At 50.9% G+C, this 19,774-nt stretch carries 20 protein-coding genes, 1 pseudogene and 1 riboswitch; of the genes and pseudogenes, 4 read left to right on the forward strand and 17 right to left on the reverse strand.

What is annotated here, in order from left to right; all coding sequences use genetic code 11:
• Positions 1 to 167 precede the first annotated feature (167 nt).
• The 3 genes from DXD92_RS15460 to DXD92_RS15470 form a co-directional block, all read right to left on the reverse strand.
• Entirely contained in the window at positions 168 to 839 is a 672-nt protein-coding gene (locus DXD92_RS15460) for a phosphatase PAP2 family protein (RefSeq protein WP_117802507.1), read from the reverse strand.
• A gap of 72 nt (positions 840 to 911) precedes the next feature.
• Entirely contained in the window at positions 912 to 1,784 is an 873-nt protein-coding gene (locus DXD92_RS15465) for a glycerophosphodiester phosphodiesterase family protein (RefSeq protein ID WP_022463211.1), read from the reverse strand.
• On the reverse strand, positions 1,781 to 2,728 hold the full coding sequence (locus DXD92_RS15470) for a diacylglycerol/lipid kinase family protein (protein ID WP_158581795.1): 948 nt from the start codon (positions 2,726 to 2,728) through the stop codon (positions 1,781 to 1,783). The genes DXD92_RS15465 and DXD92_RS15470 overlap by 4 nt, the downstream gene beginning before the upstream one ends.
• A 335-nt stretch (positions 2,729 to 3,063) precedes the next feature.
• Here DXD92_RS15470 and DXD92_RS15475 point away from each other — a divergent pair, with 335 nt between their 5' ends.
• Positions 3,064 to 4,626: a PucR family transcriptional regulator gene (locus DXD92_RS15475; protein ID WP_117510252.1), complete on the forward strand. Its 1,563-nt coding sequence runs from the start codon at positions 3,064 to 3,066 to the stop codon at positions 4,624 to 4,626.
• Here the strand turns inward: DXD92_RS15475 and DXD92_RS15480 are convergent.
• Positions 4,562 to 5,083 carry a phosphatase PAP2 family protein gene (locus tag DXD92_RS15480; RefSeq protein WP_055268201.1) on the reverse strand — a complete coding sequence of 174 codons (522 nt, stop codon included), beginning with the start codon at positions 5,081 to 5,083 and terminating at the stop codon, positions 4,562 to 4,564. The genes DXD92_RS15475 and DXD92_RS15480 overlap by 65 nt on opposite strands.
• A gap of 2 nt (positions 5,084 to 5,085) precedes the next feature.
• Positions 5,086 to 5,742: an NAD(P)-dependent oxidoreductase gene (locus DXD92_RS15485; protein ID WP_147399310.1), complete on the reverse strand. Its 657-nt coding sequence runs from the start codon at positions 5,740 to 5,742 to the stop codon at positions 5,086 to 5,088.
• Between the two features lie 189 nt (positions 5,743 to 5,931).
• Here DXD92_RS15485 and DXD92_RS15490 point away from each other — a divergent pair, with 189 nt between their 5' ends.
• Positions 5,932 to 6,816, forward strand: coding sequence for an N-acetylmuramoyl-L-alanine amidase (locus DXD92_RS15490; RefSeq protein WP_117802510.1), 885 nt, complete (start codon positions 5,932 to 5,934; stop codon positions 6,814 to 6,816).
• Positions 6,817 to 6,883: 67 nt separating this feature from the next.
• On the opposite strand, the gene pcrA is transcribed toward DXD92_RS15490, so the two are convergent.
• A complete protein-coding gene (pcrA, locus tag DXD92_RS15495) occupies positions 6,884 to 9,112 on the reverse strand; it encodes a DNA helicase PcrA (protein WP_055228510.1) in 2,229 nt (742 codons plus the stop codon).
• A gap of 179 nt (positions 9,113 to 9,291) precedes the next feature.
• On the opposite strand from pcrA, the gene DXD92_RS15500 reads away from it, so the two are divergent.
• A complete protein-coding gene (locus DXD92_RS15500; RefSeq protein ID WP_118640972.1) occupies positions 9,292 to 9,912 on the forward strand; it encodes a DUF1836 domain-containing protein in 621 nt (206 codons plus the stop codon).
• A gap of 60 nt (positions 9,913 to 9,972) precedes the next feature.
• Here DXD92_RS15500 and DXD92_RS15505 read toward each other — a convergent pair whose 3' ends face one another.
• The 5 genes from DXD92_RS15505 to DXD92_RS15525 form a co-directional block, all read right to left on the reverse strand.
• The gene (locus DXD92_RS15505) at positions 9,973 to 10,272 is read right to left on the reverse strand and encodes a YerC/YecD family TrpR-related protein (RefSeq protein ID WP_022463203.1); all 300 of its coding nucleotides are present in this window, start codon (positions 10,270 to 10,272) and stop codon (positions 9,973 to 9,975) included.
• Positions 10,273 to 10,368: 96 nt separating this feature from the next.
• Entirely contained in the window at positions 10,369 to 11,256 is an 888-nt protein-coding gene (locus DXD92_RS15510; RefSeq protein ID WP_117510257.1) for an AraC family transcriptional regulator, read from the reverse strand.
• A 21-nt stretch (positions 11,257 to 11,277) separates the two neighbouring features.
• A complete protein-coding gene (gene xylB / locus DXD92_RS15515) occupies positions 11,278 to 12,747 on the reverse strand; it encodes a xylulokinase (protein ID WP_117802512.1) in 1,470 nt (489 codons plus the stop codon).
• Between the two features lie 124 nt (positions 12,748 to 12,871).
• Entirely contained in the window at positions 12,872 to 14,338 is a 1,467-nt protein-coding gene (locus tag DXD92_RS15520; protein WP_117802543.1) for an L-fucose/L-arabinose isomerase family protein, read from the reverse strand.
• A gap of 109 nt (positions 14,339 to 14,447) precedes the next feature.
• Positions 14,448 to 15,065 carry a DUF4867 family protein gene (locus DXD92_RS15525; protein WP_055221409.1) on the reverse strand — a complete coding sequence of 206 codons (618 nt, stop codon included), beginning with the start codon at positions 15,063 to 15,065 and terminating at the stop codon, positions 14,448 to 14,450.
• Between the two features lie 152 nt (positions 15,066 to 15,217).
• Positions 15,218 to 15,327: riboswitch (TPP riboswitch) on the forward strand.
• Positions 15,328 to 15,392: 65 nt separating this feature from the next.
• Here DXD92_RS15525 and DXD92_RS15530 point away from each other — a divergent pair.
• On the forward strand, positions 15,393 to 16,061 hold the full coding sequence (locus tag DXD92_RS15530; protein ID WP_055221407.1) for an energy-coupled thiamine transporter ThiT: 669 nt from the start codon (positions 15,393 to 15,395) through the stop codon (positions 16,059 to 16,061).
• 71 nt (positions 16,062 to 16,132) lie between these two features.
• Here DXD92_RS15530 and DXD92_RS15535 read toward each other — a convergent pair whose 3' ends face one another.
• The 6 genes and pseudogenes from DXD92_RS15535 to DXD92_RS15555 all read right to left on the reverse strand — a co-directional run bounded on the left by DXD92_RS15535 (position 16,133) and on the right by DXD92_RS15555 (position 19,757).
• Positions 16,133 to 16,852, reverse strand: a complete 720-nt coding sequence (locus tag DXD92_RS15535) for a SpoIIIAH-like family protein (RefSeq protein ID WP_238033485.1) — start codon at positions 16,850 to 16,852, stop codon at positions 16,133 to 16,135.
• Between the two features lie 13 nt (positions 16,853 to 16,865).
• The gene (locus tag DXD92_RS15540; RefSeq protein WP_055264760.1) at positions 16,866 to 17,435 is read right to left on the reverse strand and encodes a hypothetical protein; all 570 of its coding nucleotides are present in this window, start codon (positions 17,433 to 17,435) and stop codon (positions 16,866 to 16,868) included.
• Positions 17,436 to 17,439: 4 nt separating this feature from the next.
• A complete protein-coding gene (locus DXD92_RS15545; RefSeq protein ID WP_022463195.1) occupies positions 17,440 to 17,994 on the reverse strand; it encodes a stage III sporulation protein AF in 555 nt (184 codons plus the stop codon).
• Between the two features lie 26 nt (positions 17,995 to 18,020).
• Positions 18,021 to 18,077, reverse strand: a pseudogene (locus DXD92_RS19745) (DUF6783 domain-containing protein); the annotation flags it as partial.
• A gap of 23 nt (positions 18,078 to 18,100) precedes the next feature.
• Entirely contained in the window at positions 18,101 to 19,387 is a 1,287-nt protein-coding gene (locus DXD92_RS15550; protein ID WP_158581796.1) for a stage III sporulation protein AE, read from the reverse strand.
• Positions 19,374 to 19,757 (reverse strand): SpoIIIAC/SpoIIIAD family protein, encoded by a 384-nt coding sequence (locus tag DXD92_RS15555; protein WP_055221401.1) that lies wholly within the window; start codon positions 19,755 to 19,757, stop codon positions 19,374 to 19,376. The genes DXD92_RS15550 and DXD92_RS15555 overlap by 14 nt, the downstream gene beginning before the upstream one ends.
• Positions 19,758 to 19,774 lie beyond the last annotated feature (17 nt).

The following is a 19,774-nucleotide window of genomic DNA, read 5'->3' on the forward strand; positions in this document are numbered from 1 at the left end:
TTTATAAATGAAATTAATATATCTTATATGTTTTATAAGTTTTGTTTCTTAATAGACGGACGCATTTCATTTTTCCTGCACTACCATCCCACTCATCACCCATTCTCTCCCGTCCTAAACCGTCAGGCCCGCGCACTTTCTGGTGCGCGGGCCGTCCGTTTCCGTTTTTACATTCTATATTTCGCTTTTTTCTCCCGTGTCCGCAATGCATTTCCCGCCTTTGCCGGCCGGTACAGCAGCATACAGGTTCCCGCATTCATAACAAGCGCACAGCACACATCCGATACGGAGTGCTGTTTTAAAAACATGGTCGAAAACACAATCAGCACCGTCAGGCCCAGGCAGACGTTTCGGAATACCGGGCGGTTTTTGAGCTGCTCGCTGTGTTCTACGGCAACAGCTACGGCTACGGAATTATATACGTGAATACTTGGGAATACGTTGGTCGGTGTGTCTGTCAGGTAAAGGCCTCTGACCAGATCCGTGAAAATGTTCTCCCGTGGGAATACCGTCGGGCGCAGGTTCTGGCCGTTCGGGTACAGATAGGAGATCACGAGGAACGCCGTCATTCCGATTCCCAGGTTGATAATCAGCTGATAATATTCTCTGCGGTTCTTGTTGCAGAAGCCGAAATAAAGGACAGACCATGCAATATATCCAAACCACATAAAATAAGGAATCACAAAAAACTCACAGAACGGAATCATATCATCAAACGGAGTATGAATCAGATGATAACCTTTCGTAATGTGAGTTTCCAGATATTGAAAACATTTCAGATAGAAAATACCATAAACCACTACCGGAAGAAAATGCTTATATTTTTTTATTATCTTCATAGTTTCCCTCCACTTTTCTGACGAGGTTTTTCTCTTCAACCTGCTGAAATTATAGCACACCGAAAACCGAAGTCAATAAGCTTTATTATTTTTTAAGAAACAATTCATCGGTTTCTGAAAACCGTCCTTGGGATGGAAATGTTCAAAGATCGCCGCGTCGAATTTTTTCCGTGTCCGGTTATATACATGCTCATCTTTTACCGTCCATGCAAATGCCGGTGTCCGAAACAGCATACGGTCGATCAGGAAGCCCGGGCAGTCGGCATAGCGGTGGTCGTAGGCGATAAAATCCGGTTTCCCGATAAAATTCAGCATCAGATGACGCGCCATTATCCGCAGGATCAGATGCACCTTATCATCCTTTGAAAAACGGCCGGAAAGCTGGCCGCGCAACGTCTGCGGCATGTGGCGGCGGCACCAGCGGAGGGCCAGGCTGTTGAAGGATTCCATGCAGAACATACCGGTGTACCCCTCCATCTCCTTCTGAAATCCCGCACAGACCGCCGTGGAAAGTCCCGGCATCTTGATTTCGATTAAAAGCGGCACGCGGCCGTCTACCGTCTGCAGTACCTCACGAAGCAGCGGAATCTTTTCCGTGCTGTCGCCCAGATGGAACTGCTGGAGTTCCTCATACGTATAATCGCTGATTTTTCCCTCGTTTCCACACATCCGCTTCATCGTGTCGTCGTGGAACACCACAATCCGGCCATCCTTTGTGATCTGAATATCCAGCTCGATGGCATATCCCTGCTCTGCCGCGCGGGCAAAAGCCGGAAGAGAATTCTCCGGAACTCCCTCCGCCGCGTTCCACAGACCGCGGTGCGCATAATTCCATTCCGCAAATTTCAGACATTCCTGCCGTCTCGATGTAGCCGGCAGAATGGAAAAGAAATAACCTGCTGCCAGGACGGCAAGCACTGCAAAAAATATGATCCAGAACATCATCTTTCCATCCCTTCTTTCACCCAGCCGCCCAAAAGGCGGAGACGCTCCGTTTCCAGTCCGATCCTTTCCTCCGTGCGGTGTCCGCCCGATTCTCCGTCCAGGTGGACCGGTTCCGCGCGGTCTGTCTGAAAGGAAAGGCTGCTGCACCGCTCCATATGTACCTCAGGAAATCCCGTGTGGCGTCCAAACAGCGCCATCGGCAGAAGATAGCTGACTTTCCATTTGGCAAGATTGGAAACCACCATCACGTCGAGCAGATCATCCGTCCCGTCCGCCTCCGGGCAGAAGCAGAAGCCGCCGCCTTCGTACGGAAAATTCATTGCCACTGCAAAAAGAACATTTTCAAACGAACGGTGTTCTCCGTTTTCCAGAGCTGCATCCAGCGTGAACGGTTCGAGATAAAAGAGCTGCCGCAGTGCAATCATCACATACGTAAGTTTTCCCAGATGCAGCCGGTTCAGCGTATTCTTGATTTTTGATGCCAGCGCCTCGTGGCAGATGCCTGCATCAAAACCGATGCCGGTGCTGACGAGAAATCTCCGCTTTTGGCTGCCAAGAAGCGCCGTTCCAATGTTGATCTCCTTTTCCTCCCCTTTCAGCACAGCTTCCAGCGCCTGCAGCGGATCGGAGGGAATTCCGGCACCGCGCGCAAAATCGTTGCCGCTTCCCGTTGGAATATAACCGAACTTTACATCCGACAGGCTGGTGATTCCATCGACCGCCTCATTCGCCGTACCGTCTCCGCCGATCGTCAGAAGGACATCATCGGGATTCCATACCCCTTTCGCGGTCAGTCGTGCTGCCGTCTCCCGTGCGCTTCCGTGATACTTTGTCGGATATACACGAAATTCCGTTCTGCGCCGCTCAAGCTCGCCCTCAATCACCGGCCACAGCTTTTCGCCGCGCCCCGACCGCGATTTTTTATTTACTATAATATGATACATCAAAGTCATACCTTCCTTTTTCTTCTGTAAAAAACCACTTCAAATCACCTGAATCATGTTCTTACGCAGCGAAACAACAAGTGTTTCACTGCTGAGTGAACAGTAACCAAATCAGCCATATTGTAGCAGTTTTCCCCGCAAACCACAACTATCTTCACAAAATCTTAACTTGTTGCCGCCGTAAAAATTCCCGCACCCCTGTCTTTTCTTTCTTGACAGACCTTTTTGTTCTGCTAAAATAAAAAGTACCGCGGTTTCGTCCGCAGAACGTCACTCATTTCTGAGGAGGTTTTTATGAATTTTTACGATATGACACGCGCAGGGAGGATGATAAGATGAAGCTCTCCCCCGCATTTCTCGCTTATAAACTAAGCAGCGCTTTTTCGGTTCTTGCACCGGAAAACCTGCCGCTCTCCGGCACACTGGAGCTGCCTGTTCTTTATCAGACAGGCTCCGCAGCCACTGCGCACCGTGTCTTTCTCTGCACAGAAGAACAGATCGGCTCTCTTTCCTCCCTCCCGGAAGAAAGCAGCTCCCTTTTTCTTCTCTGTACCGAAGAACTGCCGGAGGAACTTCCGGCTCCGGTTTCGATCGCCGTTAAGAGCAGCGTATCCGCTGTTTTTTCGTTCCTGCAGGAGCTTTTCTGGACGTACGATTCCTGGCAGAAGGAGCTGATGCAGGCACGGCTCGACGGAAAATCGATCCAGCATCTTTTAAATCTCTCCCTGCCTGTTTTTGCCCACCCCCTGATGGTGGTCGGCATGGATTTTTCCATCATCGCCGCAGCGTCCGAAGAACCTTCCTTTTTTCCCGAGAAGGTGTTTGGCTCCCTCGATGCAACGCGCCCGCTTCTGCTCTCCTTGACAGAAAGCAGCGAATACGCGTCCGTCCGCGATCTCGATGGATGGTTCCGCTTTCCGGATCACGTAACGGGACTTGGTTCCCTCTGCGTCAACATCACGCAGCATGGTCAGAGCGCCTACCGCCTGCTGCTCCTCGACACGAAAAAGGATCTTTCTGATTCCGAAGGCTTTCTTCTTGAATTTCTTGCAGAAATGATCCATCACGCCTTCCTGCACAATGTGATGCAGAAAACCTCGCCGGCGCAGTCGCTTCACACTGTGCTGCTCCGTGCCCTCGACGACCGGATGGCCGACTATATTGCGGTCAGCCAGGCTCTCGATGCGCTCGGCTGGCATTCCCGCCACACCTACTGCTGCCTCTATCTGCAGCTCTCCGATATGGATCAGAAAAACCTGACGGCAAACTCGGTCTGCGCCTATCTGGAAAATATTCTGACCGGCTGCTCCGCGTTTCCGCACGGCGGCGGTATCGTTGCGTTCTTTAACCTCACGCTGTCCGATTTTTCCATGACCGATCTGATGGAACGCATGGTGCACTTTGTGGAGGACAGTTCCTTAAATGCCGGCTTTTCGCGCTGCATGAACGGCCACATGAATCTGCGCCGCCAGTATATCCAGGCAAAAATCGCCCTGCAGTTCGGCACGCGAAAATATCCCGACAAGCGGATGCATCCGTTCAACGATATCTCGTTTGACTACATCCTCGATCAGGCAACAAAAAAGCTCCCAGGCTACATGCTGTGCCATGAGAGACTTCTCTTTCTGCAGGAGCACGACGACAGCTCCGGCAGTGACTATATGCGGACGCTCCGCTGCTATCTGGACAACCACTGCAATGTCGTCCAGACGGCGCGTGAGCTTTTTATCCACCGCAGTACCCTGCTCTACCGCCTGGAAAAGATCAAGGAAATTTTAGAATCTGATCTTTCCAGCCCGGATGAAATTCTGTATCTGATGCTTTCGTTCCGTTTTATCGACCTCGAGAACGAAGAAGAAAACCGTTCTGGATCTTCGCAGCCAGAAAAGCACAGATAAAACCAACCGCAATTCCCGCCAGGACATCGGTCGGGAAATGCACAAACAGATACAGTCTGGAAAATGCAATCAGGCAGGCCAGAATCAGTGCGGCAGCTCCTTCTTTTTTGTGCATCACAAAAATAGAGACTGCCGCCGCAAACGAGGCTGCCGAATGGCCCGATGGGAAGGAATAGTCCTTCGGAGCGGCAACCAGCAGCTTTACCTGCTCGTCAATCCAGCACGGACGCGGGCGCGCTGCCAGCGGCTTTAACACCAGATTACATAAAATCAAATCTAAAATCAGCGCGATCGCCATTCTTACACCGCATTTCCGGTATTTCGGAAGGATTAAGAAAACGGCGGTCAGCGCAATCCAGATCCATCCCGCATTTCCAAGTGAAGTGATTCCCACCATCACCCGATCGAGCACTGCATTGTGAAGATGCTGCAGTGCATATAAAATTGAAAAATCCATTCTTACCCCTCTCTGTAAAAAATGGGCATTTTTCTGCTGTACATCTGCTGATCGGCGGCCGCCTCGTACAGAAATTCCGCCAGGGCCTCTCTCGAGTATCCAGGCCGGAACTGGCTGCCGTCCAGCGAAATACTGCAGTTCTGCCCTACCTTTTTCACTTTCCCGTCTCTTCCCTGACACGTCCGCACCAGTGTCCAGTTCAGATCGCTCCGTGCCAGAACCTGTCCCATCTTCTGCATATCTTTATAGACACCTGGCCAGAAAATCTGCATGAATTTCGTACTCATTCTCTGGTATTTGTCCTCGCAGTCTCCAAACGCATGAATGCAGACATGGCCTACCGTCACAAACCGCGTTTTTCCAAGCTGCTTCATGGCCGAGAGAATCATCGCGTTTCCGTCAGCCAGCGGTGTCTCCTCTTCTTTTACATGTTTCACACGCATCGGAGTCAGCACGCTGATGACTGCATCCGCTTCCAGCAGTGCCTCCAGTACGCGTTCCCGGTTCTGAAGGCTTCCCTCAATCACGGTCAGATTTTTTCTCGGCCAGATCGCTTTTGCATCCGGCACGTAGGCGGTCACCTGTGCGCCGTGAAGAAGCGCCGTGTTGGTCACATACTGCCCAAGCAGTCCCCCCAGACTGAATATTGTAATTTTCATGAAATCCTCACTCTCATCTGTGTGTCTTTTGTATCCTCCGCAGATTTTTGACACACTTTCCTAATGCTATCTCCTATTCTAACACACCGCCCGTATACGATACAATGAAATAAAACTAAAAAAAGTATAACCTTTTTCGTCCTTTCTTCATATCGTAAGTAGAACCGTATTTTCAGGAGCTTTGATCTTATGCCCTATACTATCGTAATCGATGCCGGACACGGGGGAAGTGATCCGGGCGCTGTCTATGAGGGACGCAGGGAAAAGGATGACAATCTTTCCCTCGCCATCGCGGTCGGCGAGCTTCTTTCCCGGCAGGGTGTCTCTGTCATTTATACCCGCACAACCGATGTTTATCAGACGCCGTTTGAAAAGGCGCAGATGGCCAATCAGGCGGATGCCGACTTTTTTATTTCTTTTCACCGGAATTCTTCGGAGGAACCGAACCAGTATACCGGCGTGGAAACGCTTGTCTATGACAACTCCGGCATCAAACAGACAATGGCAGAAAACATTAACGGCGCGCTCTCGGAGCTGGGATTCCGGAATCTCGGTGTCAAGGCACGGCCAGGGCTTGTTGTTCTGCGGCGGACGAAAATGCCGGCTCTTCTGATTGAAACCGGCTTTCTGAACAATGAGCAGGACAATACGCTCTACGATGAAAAGCAGGAAGAAATCGCCCGCGCCATCGCGGATGCAGTGCTTGGAACGCTGGATCTCGAGACGGTCACGGAGGCTGACCGGCGCGCTGCGGAAACGGAGGCCGCCCGTCCGTCCGTTTCAACAGCGGATACCGTCACTGCTTCCGCTTCGCCCCATCCCACGCCGCCGGAACAGGAAAATCCTTCCGATACACCGGAAACCTTCTACCGTGTCCAGACCGGCCTTTTCCGCATCCGCCAGAATGCCGACCGTATGCTTTACGACCTTCTCGACCAGGGCTATCCCGCTTTTCTTCTCGCCGAGGACGGCTTTTTCAAAGTCCAGGTCGGCGCTTACCGCCAGCTCGGAAATGCCATTCTGATGGAACGCCGCCTGCGCCGCGACGGCTATTCCACCCTGATTACCACCTGAGCGTCTGACGCATCAGTCGAAAAAAGAGCGTGCCGGAATTTTATTTTCCGGCACGCTCTCGTTCTCCTTATAACTTTTTCAGTTTTGCAAACGAAGCAAACATTTTCTTCGTACCAGCCTGGTCGAAGTTGACGGTAACTTCATAATCTCTTCCGCCGTCCACGATATCCGTGACAATGCCGACACCGAACTTGATATGGCGCACCGTATCCCCGATTTCGTAATCGAGTTTCGTCGCCTTCTGCGCGCTGAAGGTTTTCGCCTGTTGCGGCTTCTCGCGGAATGCCTGCTTCATCGCCGCATAGACGCTGCCTCTCGTCGGAATGTCCATCTTCGGCTTCCGGTCTTCGATCTCCCCGCGCTCCCGCTCCAGGGAAATCAACTCCCGCGGAATCTCTTTGACAAAACGGGACATCTTGTTGTACTGCACTTCGCCGCGGATCATTCTCTGGCGCGCACACGTCAATGTCAGATGCTGCATCGCACGCGTGATGCCCACGTAGCAGAGACGGCGCTCCTCCTCCAGCTCCGACGGATCATCTCCGGTGATCGTCATGTAGCTCGGGAAAATGCCATCCTCCATGCCGGCAAGGAATACGTTCGGGAACTCCAGTCCTTTTGCGGAATGCAGTGTCATCAACAGCACGTAATCGCTCTCCTCATCCACCGAGTCGATATCAGACACCAGCGCAACCTCCTGCAGAAAACCACCGAGAGATGGCTGTTCGGCGCTCTCCTCATAATCCGCAATCTTTGAAATCAGCTCGTCGATGTTCTCGATGCGGGCTGCCGCTTCTTCGGTTCCCTCCGCCTGCAGATCTGCTACATAGCCGGTCTCCTCGATGATTTCATTCAGCAGCTCTTTGACCGACAGATAATCTGCTTTCGCGCGGAGTACCTGTAAAAAGGACGTGAAGGATTTAATCTTATTTAAAGACCGCATCAGCCCCGGCACATACTCGGCCTCGAGAAGCGCATCGTAGAAACGGATGCCCTGCTCTGCCTCCCAGTCCTGCACTTTGTTGATCGTCGCCGCTCCGATACCGCGCCGCGGAACGTTGATGATACGCAGTACCGCAAGGTCATCCTCCGGGTTCTCGATCACACGCAGATACGCCAGCAGATCCTTGATCTCGCGTCTCGCATAGAAGTTAACACCGCCCACGATTTTATATGGAACATTTGCAAGCAGCAGTTTCTCCTCAAAAAGACGGGACTGTGCGTTGGTACGGTAGAGAATTGCATAATCACGGTACTTCTTTCCCTCCGTGCGGACGCCGCGCGTGATTTCTCCTGCCACGTACTCCGCCTCCTCAAAACCGCTCTGGAACTGCCGCAGATCGATCAGGTCACCCTCCGGATTCTCTGTCCACAGGCGTTTTGCTTTTCGTCCCTGGTTATTCGCAATCACTTCATTTGCCGCATTCAGAATATTCTGCGTGGAACGGTAATTCTGCTCCAGTTTAATGACCTTCGCATCCGGGAATACATGCTCAAAGCTCAGAATATTTTCAATATTCGCCCCGCGGAATTTGTAGATCGACTGGTCATCATCGCCGACAACGCAGAGATTGCGGTATTTTGCCGCCAGAAGGCTCACAAAGCGGAACTGAACCGTGTTGGTATCCTGATACTCATCGACCATGATATAGCGGAACTGCTCCTGATAATAGTCGAGCACTTCCGGAAACTGCTGGAATAATTTTACGGTCTGTACCAGCAGATCATCGAAGTCCATCGCATTGTTTTTCTTTAACTCTGCCTGATACTCCGCATAAACTGCCGCATACTTCTGCAGCTTCCAGTCGATTCCCGCGTCAATCCGGTACTGGTCCGGCTCGATCATCTCATCCTTTGCGGACGAAATTGCCGCCATGATCGCACGGTCGCGGTACAGTTTCGGATCCATCTGGAGCCGTTTCATGATGTCCTTGATCAGCGATTTCTGGTCATCGGTATCGTAAATTGCAAAATTGTTGGCGTATCCCAGACGTTCAGCATGGCGGCGCAGAATCCGCACGCAGCTGGAATGGAAGGTGCTGACCCAGATCCGCTCCGATCCGTATCCCACGATTTTATCGACACGCTCACGCATTTCTCCGGCGGCCTTATTCGTAAAGGTGATCGCCATAATATTCCACGGATTGACGCCTTTGTCCCGGATCAGGGAGGCGATGCGGTGCGTCAGTACCCTCGTCTTTCCCGAACCGGCACCTGCAAGGATCAGAAGCGGCCCTTCGGTGTGCTCCACAGCTTCCATCTGCATCGGGTTTAATCCTGTTTCTGTCTGATTCATGTTCTTTCTCCTTCATCTGCTTCGAATCTTTTCACATGCATCTCAGTATATAACAAATCCGCCCCGGTTACAAGTAAGAACGAACATACGTTGCATTTTTATCATGGAAACTTTTTTTCGCAAAGTCCTTGCTATCTGGTATTAAAAACTATATAATGGGAACCGTGAGGTGATAACAAATGACGATAGACTCAGATAAAATTCTTCATGATTTACTGAATTCACTGGATTCTCTCGAAGGCATCCGCCCGGGGGAAATCCCGAACATTGCTTTATATATGGACCAGGTCACGACCTTTATGGACGCACAGCTCGCTTCTTCGCGCCGTTTCGAGTCCGATAAGGTTCTGACAAAAACAATGATCAACAACTATGCAAAAAACAAGCTGCTCCCGCCGCCGGTCAAAAAGAAATATTCGCCGGAGCACATGATGCTTCTGGTTTTTATTTACTACTTTAAAAACATCCTCTCGATCACGGATATCCAGACACTGCTCGCCCCGATCACCGATCGGTATTTCGGCACGGAGAGCAGCTTTTCCATCAAAGATATCTACGACGAAATTTTCCAGATGGAAAAAGAAGAAATTGCATCCGTAAAAGAAGATCTTCTGAAAAAAGCGGATGTATCCAAGTCCATGTTCGGCAGCTCACCGGAGGAGGACCGGGAATTTCTCCAGCTCTTTTCGTTTATCTGTCTGCTGAGTTTCGATGTCTATCTGAAAAAACAGATGATCGAGCACATGGTGGATGAACTGGCATCCCTCGCGGCGCCTTCTGATCCGAAAAAGAAAAATTAAGAACAAACGTGTAAAATCAAAAAAGACGGCTGCGTTGGAATCGCACCGTCTTTTTTGATTTTACACATTTTCTTTCTTTTCCATCCGTTCAAACACCATCTCATATCCGTCGTTTCCATAGCTTAAGGAACGGTTCACGCGGCTGATCGTCGCCGTGGATGCTCCCGTCTTTTCGGAGATTTCCAGATACGTTCTCTTCTCCCGCAGCATTTTCGCCACTTCAAACCGCTGCGACAGCGAAAGCAGTTCATTGATGGTGCATACATCCTCAAAAAAAGTATAGCATTCTTCCTTATTCTTCAGACACAAAATTGCCTCAAAAAGCTGGTCTACTGCTTCTGAATGAAGTTTCTTGTTCATTTCAAGCCCTCCTGTACGAAAATTAAGTCCCCATCTCATTCTTATAACTCGGAATACTACCATTTTAGCACAGTAAAGTGTGAAATACAAGTCCTTTTATCCCTGCATCAGCAAAGCCTGTACCATCGACTCCCGCTGTCTGCGGTAATCGCTCGGCGAACAGGCCTTTACCGTCTTGAAGGTACGGTTGAAGGCACTTAAAGAAGAGAATCCGGAATTCATCGCCACATCCGTGATACTCATCTTTTTGTCATACAGAAGCTCCTCTGCGCGTTTGACGCGTTTAGAATTGAGGTACTCATAGAATGTCATGTTCATGTACTGCTTGAAAATTCTGGTAAAGTGGAACTTGGAAAATCCGCTGACCGCAGCTACTTCCTCGAGAGAAAGATTCTCCATGTAATGGACATTGATATAACGGCAGACGCTTAAAACAGCCTCTATATATTCCTGCTGCTTCATTGCCCCGAACGTATTCTGCGCGTTGGCATCCGAAAAGCCCTTGCGGCCAAACTCTGAAAAAAGCTCTTTGAGGCCGGTGCAGATTCTGTGCGTCATCACTGCGCCCTCATTATCGTATTCCCGCACCAGTTCCAGAATCTGGCTGCGTAGAAACAGATAGAAGGGATCTTCCTCATCCTCTTTTTTGAAGTAGATGGCCGGAAGCCGCAGGAAAATCGTTTCCATTTCTTCCTGATTCTCCACACAGCCCGGTTCCACCAGCATGACAATCCGTTCTCCCTGGGATACGAATCTCATTCCGTGTACAACGCCGGAATTGATCATAATGATGTCGCCCTCTTTGAGATTATAGCTGTCTTTTCCGACAACAACCTCATATTCGCCTCTGGTCGGCATGATAATTTCAATTGCGGTATGCCAGTGCTTCGGATAGCCTTCTGTCACGGTGTTGTGAAAGATTTCAAACGCCGGCGGGTTTGCTGCATTCCGGTCAAATGTTTTCCCATGTTCCACTTTCTTCATCTTATTTCTTACCTCTTTTTATTACAGCAGCTCTGTAAACAGATCTTTTACGGTCGGATAAATCTTTGCAAATTTCTGATACTGGCGCTCATATTTCTCAACCAGTTCCGGTTCCGGCTCGATGGTCTCTGTCACACGAACAATTTTTTCTGCCGCCTCTTCTACGGATGAAAAGACACCGCAGGCAACGGCTGCCAGCATGGCTCCGCCAAGTGCCGGGCCTTCCTCGGACTCGATACGGTCCACTTTGATGTTCAGCACGTTTGCGATCATGCGTCTCCACAGCGGGCTCTTTGCACCGCCTCCGCAGATTTTCGTTCTCTCGATCTGGATGCCGAGGGATTTTGCTACCTCAAAGGAATCGCGGATCGCAAAGGCAACGCCCTCGAGAACAGCCTGGGTCATATCCTCTCTTGTGGTGTCCATGGTCAGGCCGATGAAGGTTCCTCTTGCATCCGGGTTGTTGTGCGGGGAACGCTCGCCCATCAGATACGGCAGGAAGAAGACATTATTCTCGCCAAGTTTTGTGATGTTCTCCTGCTCTTTTGTATATTCTTTTGTGCGGATGATTTCATCCATCCACCATTTGTTGCAGGAAGCTGCACTCAGCATGCATCCCATCAGGTGATAGTGGCCGTCTGCGTGTGCGAATGCGTGCAGGGCATTGTGGCTGTCTACGCCGAATTTGTTGCTGGAAATGAATACGGTTCCGCTTGTACCAAGGGAAACGTTGCACATGCCGTCGCCTACGGTTCCGGTTCCGACTGCGGCTGCTGCGTTGTCTCCGGCTCCTGCTACAACTTTACAGGTCTCCGGCAGTCCAAGTTCTGCTGCTACTTCCGGTTTTAAGGTTCCGACAGCGTCAAAGCTCTCATGGAGCTCCGGCAGCATCTCCAGGGAAATACCGCAGATTTCTGCCATCTCTTTGGACCAGCATTTGTTCTTGACATCCATTAGAAGCATGCCCGATGCATCGGAGTAGTCGCTTACGAATGCGCCGGAGAGACGGTATGCCAGGTAATCTTTTGGAAGCATGATTTTGCAGATTTTTTCGAAGTTATCCGGCTCATTTTCTTTCACCCAGAGAATCTTCGGTGCGGTAAAGCCTGCAAATGCAATGTTTGCGGTGTACTCGGAGAGTTTTTCTTTTCCGATTACGGTGTTCAGATAATCGGTCTGTTTTGCGGTACGGCCGTCGTTCCAGAGGATCGCCGGGCGGATGACGTTATCGTTCTCATCCAGGATGACAAGGCCATGCATCTGGCCGCCGAAGCTGATGCCGGCTACCTGGGATTTGTCTACGTCTTTTACCAGCTCGCGGATTCCCTCTTTGCTCTGCTCCCACCAGTCTTCCGGTTTCTGCTCAGACCAGCCTGGATGCGGGAAATACAGCGGATACTCTCTCGATACAATATTTACAATTTTGCCTTCCTCGTCCATCAGAAGCAGTTTGACAGCGGAAGTACCAAGGTCAACACCAATAAAATACATGTCGAATCTCCTTTTTCTACTCTTTTTCAAAAAGGGCGGCAGCAGACCTAGATCTCTGCTCCGCCCTTTTGCTTATGCGTTACTGCATATCTTTCTTATTTTTCAGTGAATCTTCCGGAACGGATTAGCCCCACGGATTCTCTGTCGGGTAACGAACACCCTTCGGCTGGTTGTAGCCGATCTCATCTACTTCAACACCGAGCATTTTGAATACTTCGAATAACGGTTTTCCGAAGTGTCCGAATGCTACTGCGCCGTGATGCGGATAGTTTTTCTCTACCAGTACGTGACGGTAGAATCTGCCCATCTCCGGAATAGCGAAGATACCGATGCTTCCGAAGGAACGTGTTGCTACAGGAAGAACCTCGCCCTCTGCGATGTATCCGCGCAGTTTTGCGTCAGATGTGCTCTGCAGACGATAGAAGGTGATGTCTCCAGGAACGATATCTCCCTCGAGGGTACCCTGTGTTACTTCTTCCGGAAGGGTTCTTGCCATGATCATCTGATATTTCATAGAGCAGAATGCCAGTTTGGTGGAAGCGGTATTTCCGCAGTGGAATCCCATGAAGGTATCTTTTAAGGTGTAATCAAATTTGCCTTTGATTTCGCTCTCATACATATCCTTCGGAACGGTGTTGTTGATGTCGAGGAGTGTTACGGTGTCTTTGGATACAACGGTTCCGATGAACTCGGACAGTGTTCCGTAGATATCTACCTCACAGGATACCGGGATGCCCATCTTGGTCAGACGGCTGTTGACATAGCAGGGAACGAATCCGAACTGTGTCTGGAATGCCGGCCAGCATTTTCCGGTCAGGGTTACGTATTTTCTGGAGCCTTTGTGTGCTTCGATCCAGTCTAACAGGGTGATCTCGTACTGAGCCAGTTTCGGCAGGATTTCCGGTTTCAGGTTTCCTTCGCCGAGCTCTTTTGCCATATCTTCTACGACTGCCGGGATTCTCTCGTCGCCTGCGTGTTTGTTGAATGCTTCAAACAGGTCAAGCTCGGAGTTCTCTTCGATTTCTACGCCGAGGTTGTACAGCTGTTTGATCGGTGCGTTACATGCCAGGAAGTTGGCCGGACGCGGTCCGAAGCTGATGATTTTCAGGTTCTTAACAGCTACAACTGCAGTTGCAACCGGTACGAAATCTTTGATCATGGCTGCTACGTCTTCTGCATCGCCAACCGGGTACTCCGGAATGTATGCGTCCAGGTTGCGCAGTTTCAGGTTGTAGCTTGCGTTCAGAACGCCGCAGTATGCATCGCCGCGTCCGCCTACAAGGTCGTCGCCGGTCTCTTCTGCTGCTGCTACTACCATGCAAGGTCCGTCGAAGTATTTTACAAGCAGGGTTTCCTCGGTCTCCGGTCCGAAGTTTCCAAGGTATACAACAAGTGCATCACACTCTGCTTTTTTCAGGTCTTCGAGTGCGTTCATCATGTCGATTTCATTCTCGACGATGATTGGACATTCGTAGATTTCTCCGTCGTATGCTTTTACGACTGCTTTTCTTCTGTTCTCGGAAAGGCTGTTCGGGAAGCAGTCACGGCTTACTGCAACGATACCTAATTTGATTTCCGGTGTATTGTTGATCATTTTTGAAGATCCTCCTTTTTTTGGTTTTCTTGGTTTTTGGTTTCTTTTTATGTTCAGAACTGCTCTTTTGGGGCAGTGTTTCTGATTTCTGGTTTTGTCTCTGGTTTTATTTTACCGAGAGGTTTTCTCCTTTGATGCCTGCTACGCTTCCAGCGATGTTTGCATCCGGGTGGCTTAAGAGCCATTTGTTTCTGGCGAAGAGCAGGTCGTCTTCCGGGGTGTGTTTTTCTTCCAGGGTGATGTCGGTATTGGTTCCTTTTGGAAGGACTACGACACATTTGAAGCCGCTGGCTGCCACGTTGCATGGTGCGTAGTGGAGGGTGGTTGCGTAGACTTCAATGGTGGTTCCGGCCGGGATTAAGAAGGCCTCCATTTTGGATGAGTCGTAGGTGTGGTCTTCGGTGATGTCCTGTTCTTTTCCGAGGATCAGGATCAGGTCGGTTACGGCGATGTTGATTTCGCTGTCGCGGTGGTATTCTACGGCGTTCAGTAAATGGTTGTGGCCGTTGCAGTAGCCGATCTGGATCGGCATGCCGCCGTAGAGGCTGTCGGATACGGACTGGGCGCTTTTGCAGGCTTCGAGGCTTTCAATGGAAGGCTCGTAGACTACGTCGTCGGGACATGGGGTCTCGGACATGGCGGTGATGATGTCGCTGACGTCGAGGTCTTTGATGACTTTGCCGTACTGGCGGAATGCTTCGTCTGTTACTTTCAGAATCTGCATTGTTTTGGTGCTCCTTTCGTACAATTAGTTTAATGATTGAACTAATTGTAATATAGCACTTGTATGTACTTCTTGTCAACATGTATTTGGGTGAAAAAACGGGCGGGTTGACAAATAAGGGGGAGGTTGGTATACTTTGATACGTTAAAATAATAAGACGCTAGGGGAGCCTTTGGCTGAGAACGTGGGACAAGGATAAGCTCACGGACCCTCACTACCTGAACGGGATAATTCCTGCGTAGGGAAGCTGGAACGTGGTTTCGGAGGTGATTCGGGACTGCGTTTTTATGTGAGCCCCTCCAAGCGGAATGCGAAGGAGGTTTTTTTATGAGTTTTTTTGTTACTGCTGACGGCGGACTGACGACGGCCGGTTATGTTGGATGCGTGGTGCTGATGGTGGCGCTGGTGGTGATTGCTTCGGTTCTTTCTGCTCAGAAGAGTAAGGGGACGGGAATGGATGCAAGGAAGCTGGCGTTTTGTGCGATGGGGATGGCGCTGGCGTTTGTGACTTCGTATGTGAAGGTGTTTGAGCTGCCGTACGGGGGATCGGTTACGTTGTTTTCGATGCTGTTTATTGTGCTGATTGCGAACTGGTATGGGGCGAAGACGGGTATTCTCGTTGGTTTTGCTTATGGACTGCTGCAGTTTATCCAGGGGCCGTATGTGCTGTCGCTGTTCCAGGTGTGCTGTGATTATGTGTTTGCGTTTGCGGCGCTGGGTGTGGCCGGATTCTTTGGAAAGAAGAAAAACGGGCTGCTGATCGGGTATATTGTAGCTGTGCTGGCGAGGGGATTTTTCCATACGTTAGGCGGGTATCTGTACTGGATGGATTATATGCCGGAGAATTTCCCGCAGTCTTTAAAGGCGCTGTATCCGATTATTTACAACTACAGCTATCTGCTGGCTGAAGGTGTGCTGACGGTGATTCTGATCTCGCTGCCGCCGGTGAAGAAAGCACTGCAGACGGTTGCAAGAACGGCACATGGTGCAAATTAAATAGAATTACGTGAAAAAATCCGGGAACGCATGATTTTGCGTTTCCGGATTTTTTACGTGGATATCAAAATTTACTGAGCACTCTCCTCTGCGGCTGTGTCGGCGGCGGAGCTCATGGGGGTGATGACGATGTTTTCTACGCCGATTCCGGTTTTGCGGGTTACGATGTCTTCGATCTGGGCACGCTGTTCCTCGGTTACTTCTTTCATCGGAACGACGATGTCGGCGGTTTCGCCGGTCAGGTTTACAACGACGTCGGTGAAGCCTTTGGCTTCGAGGAGGAGTTCAGTTGCTGACTCTTTTTCTACGAGTTCCGTCATTTCCACCATGCTCTGGACAGCGCTCTGGCGCTCGGTTTCGGAGAGGTTGGTGTTGTTGATGATTTCATTTAAGGTGTCTTTGTTCTGGGAACGGATCTGTTCGCGGTCGATTCTGGCCTGGGCCATGTATGTAGATGCCCCGGCAAGGACTGCCTCTCCCGGCGTTTCGGTGACGGTCCGCGACGAGTCCCCTGCTGTGCCGGCATCCACCTCGTCGGTGATGTCGGTGTCCAGGCTGGAGATGTCTTTTAAAACGGTGCTGGCATCCGCCGTGGTTCCGTCTGCCTTCTCCTTCGTGGACAGGGTACTGTCAGCATAGTTGATGTATCCGGCGACGGCAATCATGATCGCAAGGGCGGTGATGATGACCTGATTTTTCCGGAATTTTTTCTTTTTCCCGGCCGTCTTTTTCGGCGATGGTGTCTCTGCCATTTTCTCAGGTGCATTCATTTCCTGTTCTAATTTTTCCACGCATTTGACTCCTTTACTTCATTTTGACTACTTTAATCTTATTTGCGCCCACCTGAAATAATGCCATCACGGCCTCCTGAATCTCCTGTATCGTCACCGGGTTTCCCCCGCCTTCTGCGATAACGAGCACGCCGCGCACCGCCGGGTACTCCTCGGAAACCACATACGGTGTCTCGGCTCCGTTCTGTGTCTTTTCATAGACAGTTGCCTCATCCTGCGACGAGGATGTAACGCTTCCGGTCTCCTCTCCCTTCTTGTTTTCCTCCGTTGTGCTCCGCGTTGGGACATCTTTTTCCACAATCTTTTTTCCTGTGGATTCCAGCGTCACCACGACGTGCACTGCGCCCACACCGTCCATCTGGGAAAGTGCGTCACAAAGGCGCTGTTCCATCTCCTCCTGCACCGAAAGTCCCGCATCCCCCGCCGGACGCGCAGCCGTCTCCTGCGGCTGTTCTGTCTCCTCACCGGTCTTTTTTGTTCCCGTCGGCAGCAGCAGGACAACGCCGATTGCCGCCAGCAGGAAGTACAGCATCCACTGCTCCTTTTTCTGTTTCCGGAAAAACGCCGCTGCCTTTTCCCTCATAGGCCTATTCCGAAATCTCTACCATAATATGCGCCGGATCGGTTCCGTAGACCTCACTTAAAACACTTTTGATCTCTGTCAGCTTTTCATCGAGCATTTCCCGCTGTTTTTTCTGTTCTTCGCGGTAAATGCTCGTCTGCCGCATCGGCGCTTCAATGCGGATCTCTTTTGCCTCACCGGTGTTTCCCGGCTCCAGCGTTACCGAAACGGCTGCCCCCGGAATGCCGCTCTCTGACAGATACATCCGGATCTGGCGCTCCGTCTCTTTTTCCCAGGCGCCCACGTAATACTGTTTTTCAAAGCTTTCTGCACGAATCTGTACATTTTCCATTGCTGCTGCCTCCTCTTCCAGCGTCAGACGGTCGAGCGTCTGCGCCATTTTCTGCTCCAAACCTCCCGCTTTTAGCACGGGCTGGAAAAAAATCAGTACCATCACAATTCCAAGAAAAAACTGAACCGGCTTCTTGTCCTCCTTCTCCGGGATCAGGTTCAGCACAGTTGTCATAAAAATCAGAAAAATTGAAATATTCTTAAGCCACTGCAGAATCTCTTCTACCATGCCGCCTCCCGCCGCTGCCTGCCCAACTACACGCTAGAGCATGTTTGAAAAATCATTTCCGCAATCTGCAAGCCCCAGTTTGCGAAAAGCCTTTTTCAGACACGCTCTAGGAAAAAGTTCCCGCCAGGATTGCAATCGTCAGCAAAAACAGGACTTCTACGGTCAGAAGGAGACGCAGAAGCATCGCATATCCTTTTCCTGCCGCCGCAAGACATCCCGCGATCCGCTTGTCCGAGACGGGCTGCGCCGCCGCGGCGAGAAGGCGGAAGGAAAGACCCGAAACGAGAAGCTGAACGGCGGGAACCATGCCTGCTGCGAGCAGTACCAGCATTGCCGTCACGCCAAAGCAGTTGCGGATCAGCACCGCGGAGCCTGCCACCAACTCGGTTACAGCATTCACCGCATTTCCGATGCCGGGAATCATTCCGGCAGTCCGCCAGAGTGCCATCTGCCGCAGGGAATCGAGCGCCGGTGCGATCAGATTCCGGATCATCTGCATTCCCACAAGTACGCCGAGCGACGATTTTAAAAGGCCGTTCACGCAGGTTTCCAGCAGCTCTGTCATATGGGACAAAATCTCCTCGCCGGAAAGATCGTTTACAAGGGCGATGAGCAGATAGATATGGATCATCGGGAGGACGAGGGCGAGCAGAAGCTTTTCGACAGCCAGAATCACTAGAAGGAGCATCTGATAAAACATCACGGCTGATGATGCGCCCCCGGCGGCCGCGGCCGCCAGATAGTAGGATGGCGTCAGGATCCGCATAAAAGCGACCAGCGATGTGATGACAGCTTTCAGGTTTTCCCCGCTCGACTGGAAATTTTTCAGAATCAGTGCAAGCGCAAGCAGATAGACCATATAAAAACTGGCGTCCCTGACCTGTTTTCCCTCAAAGAGAGAGGAAAAACTGCCGAGCACCGCGCCTGCCAGAACGAGGAGAAACAGCTCCTTCATCAGCCCCTTCTGCGCAAGGAATGCTGTTTTGGCACAGGAGAGAACGGCATTTCCGGCACGGAAGGTGCGGAAGGGATCGCCATCCTGCAAAAGAGAATGCACCGTACCGGCAAAAGAAAACTGCTGGCTGGACAGCAGGCTGTCCACTTCCTGCTGGATTGCATCGAAGTCGAGTTCTGCAAGAAGTTCGTCCTGCGCTGCTGCTGCCTGATCCGTTTCGGTATCCCCCGCTTCTTTCTCCTGCTGTCCTTTCTTTTCTCTGACCGCCGCACGCTCCGTCTCCTGATCTGTTCCTACGGTGTCCAAACGTGATTCTTCTTCCAGGCTCTCCGACACGTTTTGTACCGCTGCTTCGATTTTCTGCGTTCTTCCCGTTCCGAAAATGAGACACAGAAAAAGCAGCGCCATGCCCCATCCGGCTTTTTTACAGAAAATCATGAACCGTTTCCAGCAGAGCGAGCAGCACTGGCATACTGACGGCAAGGACCGCCAGGCGGGCGAACAGTTCAATCTGCCCTGCAATGGAAGAATAGCCCGCATCCTTACAGATCCCGGCGGAAAACTGTCCCACATACGTGATCCCAAGCATTTTCAGCAGCGTATTCAGATACGATGAGTCCACCGGGAGATACGATTTCATTTGTGCGAGCATGCCGAGCAGATACTGCATTTTTCCGACGGTCCCGGCAAGAATGCAGAGGCCGGCACCGACCGTCACAAGAAGGGCAAATTCCGGCTTTGCTCCCTTTACTGTGATTCCAAGCAGCACGCCCGCCGTGCCAAGCGCAGCGATCCGAAGTATATCCATATGATCCCCTCCGTTTT

Origin of the sequence: Blautia sp. TM10-2, from assembly GCF_003480845.1 — a bacterium.
Lineage (GTDB): Bacteria > Bacillota > Clostridia > Lachnospirales > Lachnospiraceae > Fusicatenibacter > Fusicatenibacter saccharivorans.